Source organism: Fusobacterium necrogenes (genome assembly GCF_900450765.1).
Taxonomy (GTDB): Bacteria; Fusobacteriota; Fusobacteriia; order Fusobacteriales; family Fusobacteriaceae; genus Fusobacterium_A; species Fusobacterium_A necrogenes.
This window is the reverse complement of record NZ_UGGU01000003.1, coordinates 559,645-575,160: the sequence shown is the minus strand read 5'-3', so window position 1 is coordinate 575,160 and position 15,516 is coordinate 559,645. Positions and strand designations below refer to the sequence as shown.

General features: G+C 27.1%; 17 protein-coding genes. 2 read left to right on the top strand and 15 right to left on the bottom strand.

Annotated features, from left to right (window positions below):
- Positions 1–3 precede the first annotated feature (3 nt).
- From DYA59_RS03065 to DYA59_RS03050, 4 genes are all read right to left on the bottom strand, one after another.
- Entirely contained in the window at positions 4–339 is a 336-nt protein-coding gene (locus tag DYA59_RS03065) for a hypothetical protein (protein WP_115269259.1), read from the bottom strand.
- A gap of 93 nt (positions 340–432) precedes the next feature.
- Positions 433–810, bottom strand: coding sequence for a rhodanese-like domain-containing protein (locus tag DYA59_RS03060; RefSeq protein WP_115269257.1), 378 nt, complete (start codon positions 808–810; stop codon positions 433–435).
- Between the two features lie 115 nt (positions 811–925).
- Positions 926–1,741, bottom strand: coding sequence for an EFR1 family ferrodoxin (locus DYA59_RS03055; protein ID WP_115269255.1), 816 nt, complete (start codon positions 1,739–1,741; stop codon positions 926–928).
- A 180-nt stretch (positions 1,742–1,921) separates the two neighbouring features.
- Entirely contained in the window at positions 1,922–2,755 is an 834-nt protein-coding gene (locus DYA59_RS03050) for a 5'-nucleotidase, lipoprotein e(P4) family (protein ID WP_115269253.1), read from the bottom strand.
- Positions 2,756–2,992: 237 nt separating this feature from the next.
- Between DYA59_RS03050 and DYA59_RS03045 the strand changes: the two genes are divergently transcribed.
- Positions 2,993–3,688, top strand: a complete 696-nt coding sequence (locus tag DYA59_RS03045; protein ID WP_115269251.1) for a Crp/Fnr family transcriptional regulator — start codon at positions 2,993–2,995, stop codon at positions 3,686–3,688.
- A 59-nt stretch (positions 3,689–3,747) separates the two neighbouring features.
- Here the strand turns inward: DYA59_RS03045 and DYA59_RS03040 are convergent, their stop codons facing one another.
- From DYA59_RS03040 to mutL, 11 genes are all read right to left on the bottom strand, one after another.
- On the bottom strand, positions 3,748–4,488 hold the full coding sequence (locus tag DYA59_RS03040; RefSeq protein ID WP_115269249.1) for an amino acid ABC transporter ATP-binding protein: 741 nt from the start codon (positions 4,486–4,488) through the stop codon (positions 3,748–3,750).
- Positions 4,478–5,089: an amino acid ABC transporter permease gene (locus tag DYA59_RS03035; protein ID WP_218564211.1), complete on the bottom strand. Its 612-nt coding sequence runs from the start codon at positions 5,087–5,089 to the stop codon at positions 4,478–4,480. The genes DYA59_RS03040 and DYA59_RS03035 overlap by 11 nt, the downstream gene beginning before the upstream one ends.
- 183 nt (positions 5,090–5,272) lie before the next feature.
- The gene (locus tag DYA59_RS03030; protein WP_115269247.1) at positions 5,273–6,082 is read right to left on the bottom strand and encodes a transporter substrate-binding domain-containing protein; all 810 of its coding nucleotides are present in this window, start codon (positions 6,080–6,082) and stop codon (positions 5,273–5,275) included.
- A gap of 99 nt (positions 6,083–6,181) precedes the next feature.
- Positions 6,182–6,874 carry an LrgB family protein gene (locus DYA59_RS03025; protein WP_115269245.1) on the bottom strand — a complete coding sequence of 231 codons (693 nt, stop codon included), beginning with the start codon at positions 6,872–6,874 and terminating at the stop codon, positions 6,182–6,184.
- Positions 6,871–7,218 carry a CidA/LrgA family protein gene (locus DYA59_RS03020; RefSeq protein ID WP_115269243.1) on the bottom strand — a complete coding sequence of 116 codons (348 nt, stop codon included), beginning with the start codon at positions 7,216–7,218 and terminating at the stop codon, positions 6,871–6,873. Before DYA59_RS03020 ends, DYA59_RS03025 begins: the two co-directional genes overlap by 4 nt.
- A 188-nt stretch (positions 7,219–7,406) precedes the next feature.
- Complete coding sequence (gene lysS / locus DYA59_RS03015) at positions 7,407–8,888, bottom strand: lysine--tRNA ligase (RefSeq protein ID WP_115269241.1); 1,482 nt, start codon at positions 8,886–8,888, stop codon at positions 7,407–7,409.
- A 24-nt stretch (positions 8,889–8,912) separates the two neighbouring features.
- Positions 8,913–10,394: a tetratricopeptide repeat protein gene (locus DYA59_RS03010; protein ID WP_115269239.1), complete on the bottom strand. Its 1,482-nt coding sequence runs from the start codon at positions 10,392–10,394 to the stop codon at positions 8,913–8,915.
- A gap of 10 nt (positions 10,395–10,404) precedes the next feature.
- Positions 10,405–10,776, bottom strand: coding sequence for a DUF1934 family protein (locus DYA59_RS03005; protein ID WP_115269237.1), 372 nt, complete (start codon positions 10,774–10,776; stop codon positions 10,405–10,407).
- Positions 10,776–11,117 carry a hypothetical protein gene (locus tag DYA59_RS03000; RefSeq protein ID WP_115269235.1) on the bottom strand — a complete coding sequence of 114 codons (342 nt, stop codon included), beginning with the start codon at positions 11,115–11,117 and terminating at the stop codon, positions 10,776–10,778. Before DYA59_RS03000 ends, DYA59_RS03005 begins: the two co-directional genes overlap by 1 nt.
- A gap of 30 nt (positions 11,118–11,147) precedes the next feature.
- Positions 11,148–11,615 (bottom strand): 23S rRNA (pseudouridine(1915)-N(3))-methyltransferase RlmH, encoded by a 468-nt coding sequence (gene rlmH, locus DYA59_RS02995; RefSeq protein WP_115269233.1) that lies wholly within the window; start codon positions 11,613–11,615, stop codon positions 11,148–11,150.
- A 10-nt stretch (positions 11,616–11,625) separates the two neighbouring features.
- Positions 11,626–13,512: a DNA mismatch repair endonuclease MutL gene (gene mutL, locus DYA59_RS02990; protein WP_115269231.1), complete on the bottom strand. Its 1,887-nt coding sequence runs from the start codon at positions 13,510–13,512 to the stop codon at positions 11,626–11,628.
- A gap of 145 nt (positions 13,513–13,657) precedes the next feature.
- Between mutL and DYA59_RS02985 the strand changes: the two genes are divergently transcribed.
- Positions 13,658–15,505, top strand: a complete 1,848-nt coding sequence (locus DYA59_RS02985) for a transglycosylase SLT domain-containing protein (protein ID WP_115269229.1) — start codon at positions 13,658–13,660, stop codon at positions 15,503–15,505.
- The last annotated feature ends 11 nt before the right edge of the window (positions 15,506–15,516 follow it).

The following is a 15,516-nucleotide window of genomic DNA, read 5'->3' as shown; positions in this document are numbered from 1 at the left end:
TTTTTAATAATCTCCCATACCAACTCCAAAACTTGCTCCTTTACTTTTGGTTTTAGTAGTAGTTTCTGTCACTGTATGTGTATTTAAATTTCCAGAAGCATCTATTCCAGTAGTAGTAACACTATCACTTTTACTTACAGATTTAGTTTTTATAATTTCCCTACCAAATGCTATCTCATTATATGCATTAGCAATAGCACTATCTATGAGAACTTCTGTTATAAAAGCAACTTTTCCTCCATTTTTCTTTTGTGCTGATGTCTCTTGCGTTTCAGTATTGCTGCATCCAGTTAGTGCTACAACCATTAATATAACAAATAATTTTACTATTTTTTCCATAGCCCACTCCTTGTATATTATTTCTTTTAATTATACAACACAATATACAATCAGTCAATTATTTTTATTTTATATTTTTAAGAAAATATATTTTTATTCTACCAAGCCATACTCCCATGTCATAATTCCACCAAATTCATAAATATTTTTATATCCCAATACAGCCAACTTAGCAGATGCTTCTTTACTTCTATGTCCACTTCTACAATATACTAAAATAGGTTGATTTTTATCAGGAAGAGCTTCTATTTCTCTATACCCTATTTCCTCATTAGGAATATTTATAGCTCCCTCTATATGTCCCATTCTATATTCCCAATCTGTTCTTACATCCAAAATAATATAGTTATTATTTTCTTCCATCATTTCTTTAGCTTTATCTTGTGATATTATCTGATAAGCTAACTTTTTACTATAAGTATTTGCAAATATATTCATTATTAATAACACTCCTATAAAAATAAATTTCATTATCTTCCCCTTTTATTCCTTATTATTTTACTCAATTATTATATCATTTTCTTTTTTATTTTTCAATAAAAATAGGAGAGATATCTTTTTTCTTCTCTCCTACTTATACTATTTATTAGTAAAATATTTCTACTGTTGCTCTTCTTTTATACTCTAATTCTAGTTCTTCCTTATGGTATATAAAATTATTATCATCAAAATACTTAGCTCCTTGAGGACATTTTTTTATACATCCACAACATTTCATACATATTCCACTTACTATATCAACTTTTTCTTTTTCTATAGAGCCAAGCGGACAAAGTACCACACATAAACCACATTTATCACATAAATTCATATCTGTCTTAGGTTTTACTTTTCTGATATCTATTGGATTTCCTTTAGAATCCCTTGGCTGATAATACCATCTATATGGACTCTCGCCTCTTACATATAGTTTTTCTGAAAGATATTTTTTATTCTCTATATTTTTAATTATTTTTTCAACCAAAATATCTGCTATTTCTAAATCTTCTTTATCTGGTCTACCCCTTCCTAATTCTCTAGAAAATGAATGTTCTCCTACAAAAGCTCCAGCTCCCACTACAAAAAAACCATCTTTTAATAAGATATCTCTTAACTCAATTAAAGCATCATCATAGTTTCTATTTCCAAATAGTACTATTGGTACTGCTAAAGCTCCTTCACCTCTTATTGTATCTAAAAAATTTAGTAAAAGATTAGGAACTCTACCTGCTATAACTGGAACACCTAAAACTACTATCTCCTCTTTTGAAAAGGTATACTCTTTCTCTCTTGAAGCTTTAGGAGTAAAGTTAATGTTTCCTCTCTCTACTCCTAATTTTTCTCCTAAAGTATTACCTATCCTCTTTACTACTTTTTCTGTAGTTCCTGTTCCGCTAAAATACATACTCCACACTTTTTTCATATTTTATCACCTCTTAAATATTTTATATTATTATAACATCCTTAAAAAAATTTTGTAAATAAAAAAGCGAATATTATAAATTATAATCCATATTTTACTTTTGCTTAAATTATTAAAATTTAAAATAAAATACTCTTTAAATTATAATATTCACTTAATTAACTATTTTACATCTATTAATCATTCATAAGCTTTTAATATATTTTTTCTTTTTTTAACTTTTTGCTCAGAACTTGGGAACTCTCCTCCATATATAGCACTTTCAAATGCTCCATACATAGGATTAGGGAAGATTATAAATCTATCTCCAAACTCCTTTGCTAATTCTTCTACTTTATTATTTCTTTCCTCTATTGATTTAGAAGAAAATACATCAAAATCTGATAAATTATCTCCAAAAAGCATAATTAATTGAGTATGTTTTTTAACATATTCACGACGATTAACTTTTCCACTTTTATCTTCTTTATTTTTTAATAATACACTATCTTCTCCTTGTACAGGAATCCCTTCAGCTTTTAAATTCTCAATAGTAGCTTCTAATTGACTTTCTACTCTATCCGAAATATAATATATTTTCACTCCATTTTTATCTGCAAATTGTAAAAATTCCTTTGCTCCTGGAACAGCTTTTGCTTTTTTCATTTGTACCCATTCATCCCAAGACTCTATATCATATGCCCTCCCTCTTAAAATATTTTCAGCTTGATATGGACTATTATCTACTACCGTTTCATCTAAATCCAATACTATTGAATATGGTTTATTGTGTGGAAGTTTTAAATACTCTTTTAATTTTTGAGTAGCTACATTATATCCTTGTAAATATAAAGCTTTAGCTTCTCCTGAAGTTTGATACCAATTTGTTCCCATAGTATTCTCTTTAGCCGATAATTCATCATAGGTAAGAACTACCTTATCTTCAACTCTATTAGCTAGATTATTACTACAAGCTGTTGTAGTTAGTATTATTACACAAATACCTAATAACGATAAAAGTTTTCTATTTCTCATCACAGTCCTCCTAATTTTTTGAGTTATCTAGATTATACAATACTTGTATAAAAAAATCAACATTTTTACTAATTTATATAAATTTATATATTGTTTCGGTATAATTTTATAAATACTTATTTGATTGCTAAAAATGTTGTCTTTTTATTAATTTTTGTCAAAACAATATATTTTTTAGTTGTAAAATCTAATTATTTCCTATATAATGTATTTGATATTTTAATGGAGGTGAATTACTTGAAAAACGAGCTCACTAAAATAAAATTGTTCCAAAATCTGGATAAAGAAGCTCTAAAAGAGTTACTTACCATGGTAAAAATAAAAGAATATAAAAAAGGAGATTTACTTTATTCAAATAAAGAAAAAATTCATACTATCTATTTTATTCTTGAAGGAGTCGCCTCGCTATATAAACCAAATCCAGATAATACCAAAAAAGTTGTATTCCTATTTGGAAATGGTGATGTTTTAAATGAGGTTATTTTATATGACAACATCACTCTTTTAAGTTGTGAACTTTTAACTACAACTAAACTTCTAGAAATTGATAGAAAGGATTTTGTAAAAATATTAGAAAAAAGCTATCCACTCGCAAAAGCAGTTATAGAGTCTCTCATCTCTAAAAATAGAGTTATGTCACATCAAATAAAAAATACCTCTAATTCTATAACAGTTGATAGACAAATAGCTTTTACTTTATATAAATTAGCTTGTGATTTTGGAATAAATGTGGATTTTGGTACTGAAATAAACTTTGATCTATCTATTACATATTTAAGTGAAATACTAGGTGCTAAAAGAGAAACAGTTTCTAGGCAAACAAAAGTATTATCTAATTTAGGACTTATCTCTGTAAAAAGAAAAAGATTTACTATTCCTAATTTAGAAAATCTTTTAAAATATTTTAATGGTACCTTTGAAACTAGTTTATAATTATATTATATAAAAAAACCAAGAGTTAGTTTTTTAACATTTCTTGGTTTTTTATAACTTTATACTTTTTCCCACTCTAAAAGTTTACTTAAAAATCTTTTTAATTCCATACTTGAAGGATTTGTGAAAACCTTTGAACTCTCCCCATACTCTAGTATTTTCCCTCCATATAAAAAACAAATTTTTTCACATGCATATCTTGCAAAACCCATTTCATGAGTTACTATTATGAAATTCACTCCATCTTCTTTTAACTCATTTATAATATCCAAAACCTCAACTGTATACTCAGGATCTAAAGCTGAAGTTGGTTCATCAAACAATAAAAATCTTGGTTTAAATGAAATAGCTCTTGCTATACTAACACGTTGCTTTTGTCCTCCTGATAACTCATATGGGAATTTATTTATCTCTTTCTCAAGCCCAAATCTTTTAAGATATGATAATGCAGCTTCTTTGGCTTCACTCAATTTATAACCATGTACTTGAACTAAAGGATTAACTATATTTTCTAAAACAGTCATATGTTTAAACAATCCATCATGTTGAAATATAAAGCCTATAGATTTTCTATATTTTACTAATTCATTTTCATCAAAATTTATAAGGGTACCATCTACTTCAACACTTCCTGAAGTTGGCGATAACAAGCCGGCTATAATCTTTAAAAGTGTAGATTTTCCACCACCAGATGGCCCTATTATTGCTAATGATTTAATCTCTTCATCAAAATTTATATTATCAAGTATTTTTCTTTCATCAGAAAAAGTTTTTGAAAGATTTTTTAATTTAATTCTCATATTTAAACCTCCTCTCTAATCTCTCACTGATATAAGATAGAGGTAATGTCAAAATTAAATATAAAATTCCTAATACTATATAAGTTTCAAATAGTTTAAAATTTGTAGCAGAAATTTCTCTCATTGTTTGAGTAAGTTCTATAATAGCTATTATTGATAAGAGCGAAGAATCCTTTATAATAGAAGCAAACTGTCCAGTTAATGCTGGAATAGTTTGAGCTATAAGTTGAGGGAAAATAACAAATCTAATTATCTGTCTTCTTGTATATCCTACAGACCTTGCAACTTCTAATTGATTTTTATCAAGAGATTCAAAACTTCCACGTAAAATTTCTGATATATAAGCCCCTTCAAATATAGAAAGTATTATTACTCCAGATATAAAGCGATTCTCTATTCCCCATGCAGTTCCAACTATATAAAAAAAGAGATATATCTGCATAATTAGAGGAGTTCCACGAATAAATTTTACATATAATAGACTAAAATATCTTAATATTATGAAATTACTCTTTTGAAAAACAGCAATTATTATTCCAATTGTTGAACTTAATAAGAAACTTGCACAACTTATATAAACTGTTAAGAAAAAGCCATCCAAAACTCGTCCTTTAAATAGTTTTAAAAAAGAAAAATCTAAATTCAACCCTATTTTTCTCAATGAAAAATAAAATAACATAAAAATAATTATTAGCAAAATTAAGGAGTTAAAAGCTATCTTATAAATAGATATTTTTTTATTATCAGTGATATAAAAAATAGATTTTATTTTAAACACCTCCTGCTAATTTAAATCAAAAAACCATTTAAATCCCAATTGATCAAAGCTTTTTTTCTCTTCTGATAGATACTTTTCTGTTAATTTATCAAAACCACCCTCTGCTGTAAATTTTTTTATAAACTCATTCATTTTTGAAACCATTTCTGTATTTCCACTAGCAAAGGCAACCCCCCATTTTTCTGGCTCTTGAAATGGGATGAATACAGCTCTTGTTGAATCTTCATTTTTTTTCCAATTTCTATAAATAGTTAATTGATCATATAAAAATACATCCGCTTTTCCTTGAACTACTTCTGTTACACAAGCACTTTCATCATTAAAAGATCTAATTTGTGCTTTATTCAAATATTTTTGTGCATATAAAAATCCAGTAGATCCATTTTTTACAGCTACAACTGTACCCACTTGATCTAAATCATCAATACTAAATACTTTTGAGTTTTTATTTATAAGCATTCCTAATAATGAATTAGCATAGGGAATAGAAAAATCTACAACTTTTTCTCTTTCTTCAGTTATCGTCATAGATGAAACAACTAAATCAACTTTCTTAGTTTGAATTGATGGAATAAGTCCATCCCAGGCTATATTTTTTATTTTTACATCCTTACCTATATATTTTCCAAACTCTTTAACAAAATCTACACTCACACCACTTGGTTCTCCATTTTCATCTTTAGTTTCAAATGGAGGATATGCAAGTTCCATTCCGACATTTAACACATCTTTCTCACCTTTACTTTTACTAAAGCAACCTAATAACAAAGTTGTTGAAAACAAAATAATCAATAATATTAAAATTTTTTTCTTCATAAGAATCTTCCTCCAACGCTTTTAATTCTTGACTAATTTAGTCATTTTTTATATTATATAGAATTTTATTAAAAAAATCAACATCTCTTGCTTAAATTTTTATATTATTGTACTAATTAATGGTGCTAAAATAATTGTAAGTATACCTGCTATCACTATTGATAAGGCACTCATAGCTCCCTCTACTTTTCCCATCTCAATGGCTCTACTTGTTCCTACTGCATGACTTGATATTCCAAGTCCTAATCCCTTAGCAATAGGATTTTTTATTCTAAAAATAGAATATATAAAAGGAGCTGTTACATTTCCTGTAATTCCTGTTATAACTATTGCAAAAACAGTTATTGAAGGAATTCCTCCTAACATTTTTGAAAGTTCTATTCCTATTGGAGTAGTTATAGATTTAGGCATAAAAGAGAGTAAAAGTTGATTATCTATTCCCAATAATTTTCCCAATATTATTACAGAGAGTATCGCTACTACTGCTCCTACAATTCCTCCACCTATAATAGGAATGAAATGTTTCTTCAATAAGTCTATCTGCTGAAATAGTGGAATAGCTAAAACCACAGTAGCTGGAGCTAAAAAGAAAACTATCAAATTCCCTCCCAACATATAATCTGCTACAGTAATATGAAAAAAGTTTAAAAATCCCATAACAATTATCGTAGCAATAAGTAGTGGATTAAATAATGCTAATTTTGTCTTATTAAATATAAATTTCCCTATTTCAAAAGCTATTAAACTTATTATTACGCCAAAAAGTGGATTATTTGTTATTCCTTCCATTATTTTCTCTCTCCTCTTTCAATTAAATATTGTACAGTTAAAGCTGTAATTACCATTGTTATCAATGTTGAAAAAATTACTAAGAACAGTATTTTAAATAAACCTGTTTTCAATAGATACATACTTTCTAATAAACTTACTGATGGTGGAAGAAAGAATATTGTCATATTTAAAAGTAAAAAATTTCCTGCATTTTCTATATAAGAAAGTTTTAAAATTTTAAAATATAATAAAGCAAATAGTAATAACATTCCACTAATTGTCCCAGGAATTGGTAAGTGAAAAACCTCTGTTAATATTATCCCTATATAGTTTATAACAAATATTAGTAAGAATTCTCTAATCATTTTTGCTCCTTGAATAATAATTCAAGAATGGTTCTCGTTCAAAGAATAAAGAGCAAGTATGGCTCAACTCACTAAAAACACAAAACTCGTTTCACTCAAACAGTTGTGTTTTTTAGCATTCGTTTTTGCCGACTTGCTCTATTTATTCTTTTCAATCTTCACCATTCTTGATTTTTATAGTTAGTTAATTAATCTCTTGGTTTCATTTGTGGGAAGTATAATACATCTCTAATAGATTCAGAGTTAGTTAATAACATAATAAGTCTGTCTATTCCTATTCCCATTCCTCCTGTAGGTGGAAGTCCATACTCTAATGCCTCTACGAAATCATCATCTATTACAGGAGTAGCCTCATCATTTCCTCTTTCAGCTTCTTCAACTTGAGCTTCAAATCTTCCTCTTTGGTCAGCTGGGTCTTGTAACTCAGAGAAAGCGTTAGCATACTCTCTAGCATCTATAAATAGCTCAAATCTATCTGTAAATCTTGAATCTTCTTCATTTCTTTTAGATAATGGAGAGATCTCTACTGGATGTCCATATACAAATGTTGGTTGAACTATTGTCTCTTCACATTTTTCTTCAAAGAATTGATTAATGATATGTCCAACAGTATTCATATGCTCAGGTACTTCTACATGATGTTCTTTTGCTAAAGCTTTTGCTTCTTCAAAAGTGATATCTTTATTCCAGAAGTCAACACCAGTAACTTCTTTTATTAAGTCTACCATATGTATTCTCTTGAAGTTCTCTAATACTATCTCTTTTCCATTATAAGTAATAGTTGATGTTCCTAATACATCTTTAGCTAGAGTAGTGATTATCTCTTCAGCTAAGTCCATCATATCTGTATAATCAGCATATGCTTGGTACATCTCTATCATAGTAAACTCTGGGTTATGTCTAGTACTCATTCCTTCATTTCTGAAGTTTCTTCCTAGTTCATATACTTTTTCCATTCCACCTATAATTAATCTCTTTAAGTATAACTCTGGAGCTATTCTTAGATATAAATCTATATCAAGAGTATTGTGGTGAGTAATAAATGGTCTTGCTGCTGCTCCTCCTAAAATTGGATGCATTAATGGAGTTTCAACCTCTAAGAATCCTTTTCCATCTAATATTCTTCTAATTGCTGATATAATTTTAGTTCTTTTTACAAATGTATCTCTTACATCTTTATTCATTATAAGATCTACATATCTTTTTCTATATCTAGTTTCTACATCAGTAAGTCCGTGGAATTTTTCAGGTAACGATCTGATGTTTTTACAAAGTAAAGTAACTACTGAAGCTCTTATAGTTAGTTCCCCTGTTGAAGTAAGGAAAAGTGTTCCCTCTACTCCTATTATATCTCCTACACCTATCTTTTTAACTAAAGCATAGTTCTCTTCTCCAAGCTCATCTTGTCTTAAATATATTTGAACTCTTCCACTGATATCTTCAATATGAACAAAAGCAGTTTTTCCTTTTCCTCTATATGCCATTATTCTTCCAGCAGTTTTAAATGTTAATTCCTCTTCTGGAGTATGAGACAATATATCTCCTATCATATTTTTCTTATCAAATCTTTCTCCAAATGGTTTTATTCCCATCTCTTTTAGCTCTTCTACTCTTTTCCATTTTTCCATAACAAGAGCATCATTAGCTATCCTGTCGAAATATCTTTCCATAGATTTTTTCTTCTCCTTTTATTCTTATTTTTTATTTTTTGGATTTTGTTGCATCTGCTGTAAGAGGTATAGGCTGCTTTTTACACTCCAAGGTGAATTAGCATAGTTTTGTCTCACATACGTCAAATAATTTACAGCTTGCTCTTTATCTCCAAGTTTATCGTATGCCATTCCTATATTATAATATATTTCTGCTTTTTTTTCATCATTTTTTTCTAAATTTAAAGAATTTTTATAATCTTTTATAGCTTCCGAATAATTTCCAGTCTTAAAATAACTCTCTCCTAAATAAAAATATATCTCTTTTTGTTCTACATAATTTTTATTGAGTTCTAAAGCTTTTTCAAAATATATTCCTGCTTCTACATAATTCTCCTTTTCAAATCTTTTCTTTCCTTCTTCAAAAAAAGTTAGATACTGTGTGTAATTTTGAGCTTCTAAATCTTCTGGAGTAACTACTTGATCCATGTTTATAGATTGATTGGGTATTATTGGAGTAGTCAAAGGTAAATTTCCACCATTTCCATCGTTAGCATTTAAATACATAGCTCCTTTCATAGCGTCTCCATTTTTTATATACCAGTTTCCTATAAAATTTCCAAGATTTGAGTCAAGCATTGGAGTTACTCTATATAGATTCTCCATAAAAATTATTTCATCTTGAGTTGGATTTTCTTTAATCATTATTAGTTTTGCTATTTCTTGATTTAAATTCATATATGAAGGATTAAATTCAAGCAAAGCTGAACTTATCTCAAAATTTTTATCCTGTATAAGTTTTAAAGAATTAACAATATTTAATTTATCATATTCATCTAACTTTGTATATTTTTGTAAAAAATCAATCTCTTCTTTTATGATTTTAGCATTTCCATCTCTTCCAGCTAAATCTATAAGTAAAAAAGATATTTCCTTATCTCTAAAACTATTTGGAAAAGCTATTCTATGGACAGCTACACTATCAGATAAAGCTTTCATATTAGAATTTTTATAGCTTTCTACTATTACTTCATAATTATTTTGTTCTGTAAATTCATATTTTAATTTATTTTTAATAAGTATCTTTCTACTAAATGATCCTGAAGAATATAACATTATTTCATAGTTTCCTTGATATATTCCTCTAAAAAATAATTTTCCCTCTCTTATTTCAATTTCATATGAAGTACCTAAGGGTGCAAAAAATACATTATAACTATCTTCTCCTAAAGCTAAAGGAATAGATAAAGTATCTCCTACATATACTTCATAATCACTTCTATAACTACTATTATACTCTCTTACATACCCTCTTTTTAAACTATTTGATATATCTGTAAGTATTCCTGCTGGAGCTGAACTATTTAAAATAATTTGTTGAGTTTCTAATTCATTATATGTATTTAGACTCTTTTCTGATTCATTTTCTTTTTTCTTTCCATTTAAATTAAAATTAGATTTAAAGCTTTCTAAACTTGTACAACTACTCAATAGTAGAACTAAACATAAATATATAAATTTTTTCATATCTCCTCCACTAATAACTTCTTATAGCTACAGTTATCTTATTTAACTCCTCTATTCCTTCATAAATCTTATATGAAACCTTTGATATCTTTTTTTCTCTATCTATACTAATCTCTTCTCCCACTACTTCAAAATACTTTTTTATCTCTTTAGTTACATAACAAAATTCTGTTTTTTTATCCAAATCTATATCTATCTTTGTAAATACTTCTCCTTGCCTTAATATACTTACCTTTCTTTTAGAAAAAATCAATTTACACTTACCAAGTTTACTTGTATACTTATAGATAAGTTGATCATTTTGATCTTGTAATTCGCCACTCACTATTTCAAAATTTTTCTCTCCATAATTATCAGTGCTTTTAATTATAAATTTTTTCATCAATAATAGTCCTCTTCTTCTTCTTCATAGTAATCTTCATTATCATATCTATCATCGTACTCTCTATCTTCCCTATCATAATACTCATCATCTTCATAATCTCCTATATCTTTTCCAGACATGTACTCATCTTGCCAATATTCAATTATTTCCATAGCATCTGAATCTTCTAGTAAGTATATTTCCTCTTCATCCTCATCATAAACAAATACACGTAATTCTCCATCATAATCTTCAGCTATAATATATTCCCTATCTTTCATACTAATGTTCTCTACTACACTTAACTCAAGTTCTTTATCATCTACGCTATGATAAAAAGTTTCTCCTTGTGAATACATATAATTTCCTCCTTACAAATTCCTTCTACTTTACTTATGATATTTCCCATTATTTATTATACTAAACCATCTATATATCTGTTCAATCAAAATTAATCTCATCAATTGATGTGGAAATGTCATTTTTGAAAAACTAAGTCTCAAATGACTACTATCTCTTACTTTTTGTGAAACACCATAAGAGCCCCCTATTATGAAATTTATTGTACTAGCTCCTTTTACAATTATCTTTTCCACTTCATTAGCCATCTCTTCAGAAGAATAACTCCTTCCTTGTATATCCAAAAGAATATTGTATCCTCCTAATTTTTCAAGAGTTTTTAATATATCTTCAGACTCCTTTTCAATGGAAATATTTCTATTATTATCATTTCCATCTTCTTTTAACTCTACTACTTTCATTTTAGCAAAAGATTGCATTCTTTTCAAGAATTCATTTATTCCTTCGATAATATACTTATCCTTCACTTTCCCTATACATACTATGTTTATATTCAAATTTTTCTCCTTATTTTCTTTTAAAAAGTTTTTCTAAATCATCTTTTGTTATTTTTACTATAATAGGTCTACCATGTGGACATGTATATTCTCCTATTTGATGTAACTCTTTTATAATTTTCTCCATCTCATCCTGACTTAATTTTTCTTTTGCTTTTATAGCTCCCTTACAAGACATAGATATTAGAATATTCTCTCTTATATCAATATTTTTATTTTCCTTAATATTCTTCAAAATATTTCTAAAAATATTTTCTATACTCTCTTTAAACTCTAGCATAGGAATAGCTCTTATAAGTATTTCGTTATCTGAAAATCTATCAATTTCAAATCCTGCTTTTAATAATTCATATTCTTTTTCAAAAATAAGCTCCCTTTCTCTTGGGTCAATAGTTATTCTAATAGGTACAAGAAGTTGCTGCATGCTAACTTCAGTTCCATAGTATTTAGCTTTTAATTTTTCATATAGAATTCTTTCGTGAATTATATGTTGATCATAAACTTCAAATACTCCATCTCTCTCAACCAAAATGAATGTATCGAACACTTGACCTATCACTCTAAAATTTACTTCTAATTCTTTATCTTTTAACTCTTCCTTTATCTCAAAAGACTCTAAATTAACTTTCTCTTTTATTTCTTTTTCGTTATTTATAAAACGATCATAATTTCTCTCTTCTTTAGAATAATTTATTTCTTCCTCAGCTATATTTTGATCAACTATTTTTTTCGAAATTATTCCTAATTCTTCTTTATCATAATCAGATGACTTTACCTCTTTTTCAGTAGTTTTCTCTTTTTCACTATCTTTTTTTAACAGCTCTTGTAGTTGCTGCGGTTCTGATTTTACAGGTATAAATTTTTCAAATTCTGAGAAATCTAAAAATTTACTCTCAGCCTTTTCTACTTTTTCTTGAAATGTAGGAGAAACAAAATTATCATCTCTAGCTAATGATTTTTCAATTTCTTTTAAAACATAATTATAGATAGCTTCTTCATCAGCAAACTTCACAACCTTTTTAGATGGATGTACATTTACATCTACATTTCTTGGTTCTATCTCTAAAAATATTATTGCAAATGGATACTTTCCTTTCATAAGCTTTGTATAATAACCATCTATCACAGCACTTTCAACTATTTTAGATTTTACTATTCTTCCATTTACAAAGATAAAAATAGAATCCTTACTACTTCTATATATAGCACCATTTCCCAAATATCCCAATTTAAATTTTTTCATATTTTTTAATATATTTTTTCCAAATATTTCAATTATTGTATTATCTATTCCATTTCCACTTGTCTTTATACTCACTTTTCCATCTAGTACTAAAACTATAGCAACCTCTGGATTAGATAAAGCCTCTTGTATAACTATATCTTTTATATTCATATACTCCGTAGTTACTTTTCTTAAAAATTTCAATCTAGCTGGAGTATTAAAAAACAATTCACTTATCTCAATAGTAGTCCCTCTATTTCTTTGTATATCTTTTAAACTTGTTACCTTTCCTCCTAAAACTGTAATACGTGATCCTACTTCACAGTCAGCCGTTCTAGATGAAATACTTAGTTTTGCTACTGCACTTATAGAAGAAAGAGCCTCTCCTCTAAATCCATAAGTATACAAATTATACAAGTCATCTTTTTTTGAAATTTTACTTGTTGCATGTCTCTCTATAGAAAGTAGTAAATCATCTTGTAACATTCCTATCCCATCATCTGATATAATTACATCTCTTCCACCATTTTTTACCTCTATTCTAATATTTTTACTCTCTGCATCTAATGAGTTTTCTAAGAGTTCTTTTATCATACTAGCTGGATTTTCTACAACTTCACCAGCAGCAATAATATTTGAAACAGACTCATCTAATATTTTTATTTTTCCCAAAAGCTCACCTCCTATAAAAATCTATTGTTCCCCTTAATTATCTAACACTTTGCAGATAATTTCAAGATATTTTTTATAAAATCCATTGCCATTTTTCAATAATTTTGAGATAATTATACATATATCATGGACGAGGTGCTCAATTATGAAAAAATTTATTTTAATTTTTCTTATTTTTATATACTTTGATAAAAGTTTTAGTTATGTCAACCAGGATTATACCCTTTTTTTAACTGGAAAGAAGGCTTATTATAAAAAAGATTATGCTGTAGCACAATTAAATTTTGAAACACTTTTGAAAACTTTCCCTTCTTCAGCAATATTATCTAATAATTATGCTTATTTTTTTATTGGAATGAATTATTACAAATTAGGAGATTATAAAAATGCTGCTTACTATTTAGAGAAAGCTGTTTATATTTCATCATCTCTATTAAACGATAACTATGAAACTGAAAAATTGCATATCTTTGCTGAAAGGGATTTTTCTCTTGGTGATTCGTTTTTAAAAATAGGGGATAAAAATAAAGCTATGATTTATCTAAATAGAGTAAGTTCTGATGTATATTATCCTTTTGTAGCTCGCTATGAAAAAAAAGCATTAGAAATATTAAAAGATTTTTCTTCTACCTATAAAGCTAAATTAGAACTAAAATTTGAATATAACTTTGATATGATTGATGAATTTTATACTACAGACCTATTAAAAATAGCTAAATTTTATGTTTCTAAAAAAGAATATATTAAAGCTGATGAATTCTACTCTTTGCTTTTAAGTAAAAAAAATCTTTCTATAGAAGAAAAAGAATTAATATATAAAGATTATTTTGAACTCCTAATTGAAAAAAAAGATTATAAAAAGGTTTTAGATTTAACTCAAAATTACAATAAAGAGTTTAAAGATATGTTCAAGTACTATAGAGGTATCGCTTTCTACAAAAAAAGAGATTTTTCAAGAGCTTTATTTCTTTTTAACTCTGTTAAAGATGGTGAATTTTACTCAAAGGCTAATTATTATTCTGCAGGTATCTATTTTGCCATTGAAGATTACAAAAGTTCTTTAGATAATCTAAAAAATGTAAAAGAAAAAAATATTATTGTAGATTCTATGATGGCATTTTGTTATATTTATATTGGCGATCAAAAAGCTTCATTTTCAGCTGCCAAAAATATAGTACAAAAATATCCCAATACATATTCAAGTCTCTATTTTAAAAAATATCTTGAAAGTGGAAAAATATCTATCAACAATTTAAATTCTTTGGAAAACTTAATGAATTTTTCAGATTTAATCTTAAAAGATCAAAAATTTTTACCTAGAGATTTTATTCCAAAAGCTGATAGTCTAGAGATAAAACAACTCTCTGACATAGCTAATTTAAAAGATAGAGATATCTTAAGAGTAGCCTTTATTAAAAGTAGTTTTGCTAAAAAAAATACGACTGAAGCAACTCTAGCTACAACTTTAGTTCTAGAAAACGGAAATTTTTATGAGTTAGCATTTAAAAACTCATTTAAATCTTTGAATAATTTTTCTGAATATAATAATCTTATAGGTTATAATTTTCCTCTATATTATAAAGATATTATTCAAGAATGCTCTAAAACTTATGATGTTCCACAAGAGTTAATTTATACAATTATACATACTATATCAGAATTTAATCCTTATTATATATCTAAAGATTCAAAATTTGGTATTATGAATATTTCATATAACGAAAATAGTTCCTTAGATTTCTTTGAATTATTTGATGTAAAGAATAATATTCAAGAAGGTACTAAAATTTTAAAAGATCTTCTCACTAAATATGAAGGAAGTAAAATAAAGACATTAATAGCTTATGTGTATGGAGAGGAGTACGTAAATCTTCTATTTTTTGGAGATAATAATGATATCAATCTTTCATCGATTGTTATTCCTGAAGAAAGATTCTTTTTACAAAATATGTTTATAACCTATATATTTTATTTAAAACTCTATAGTTTTTAAAAGGAGATAAA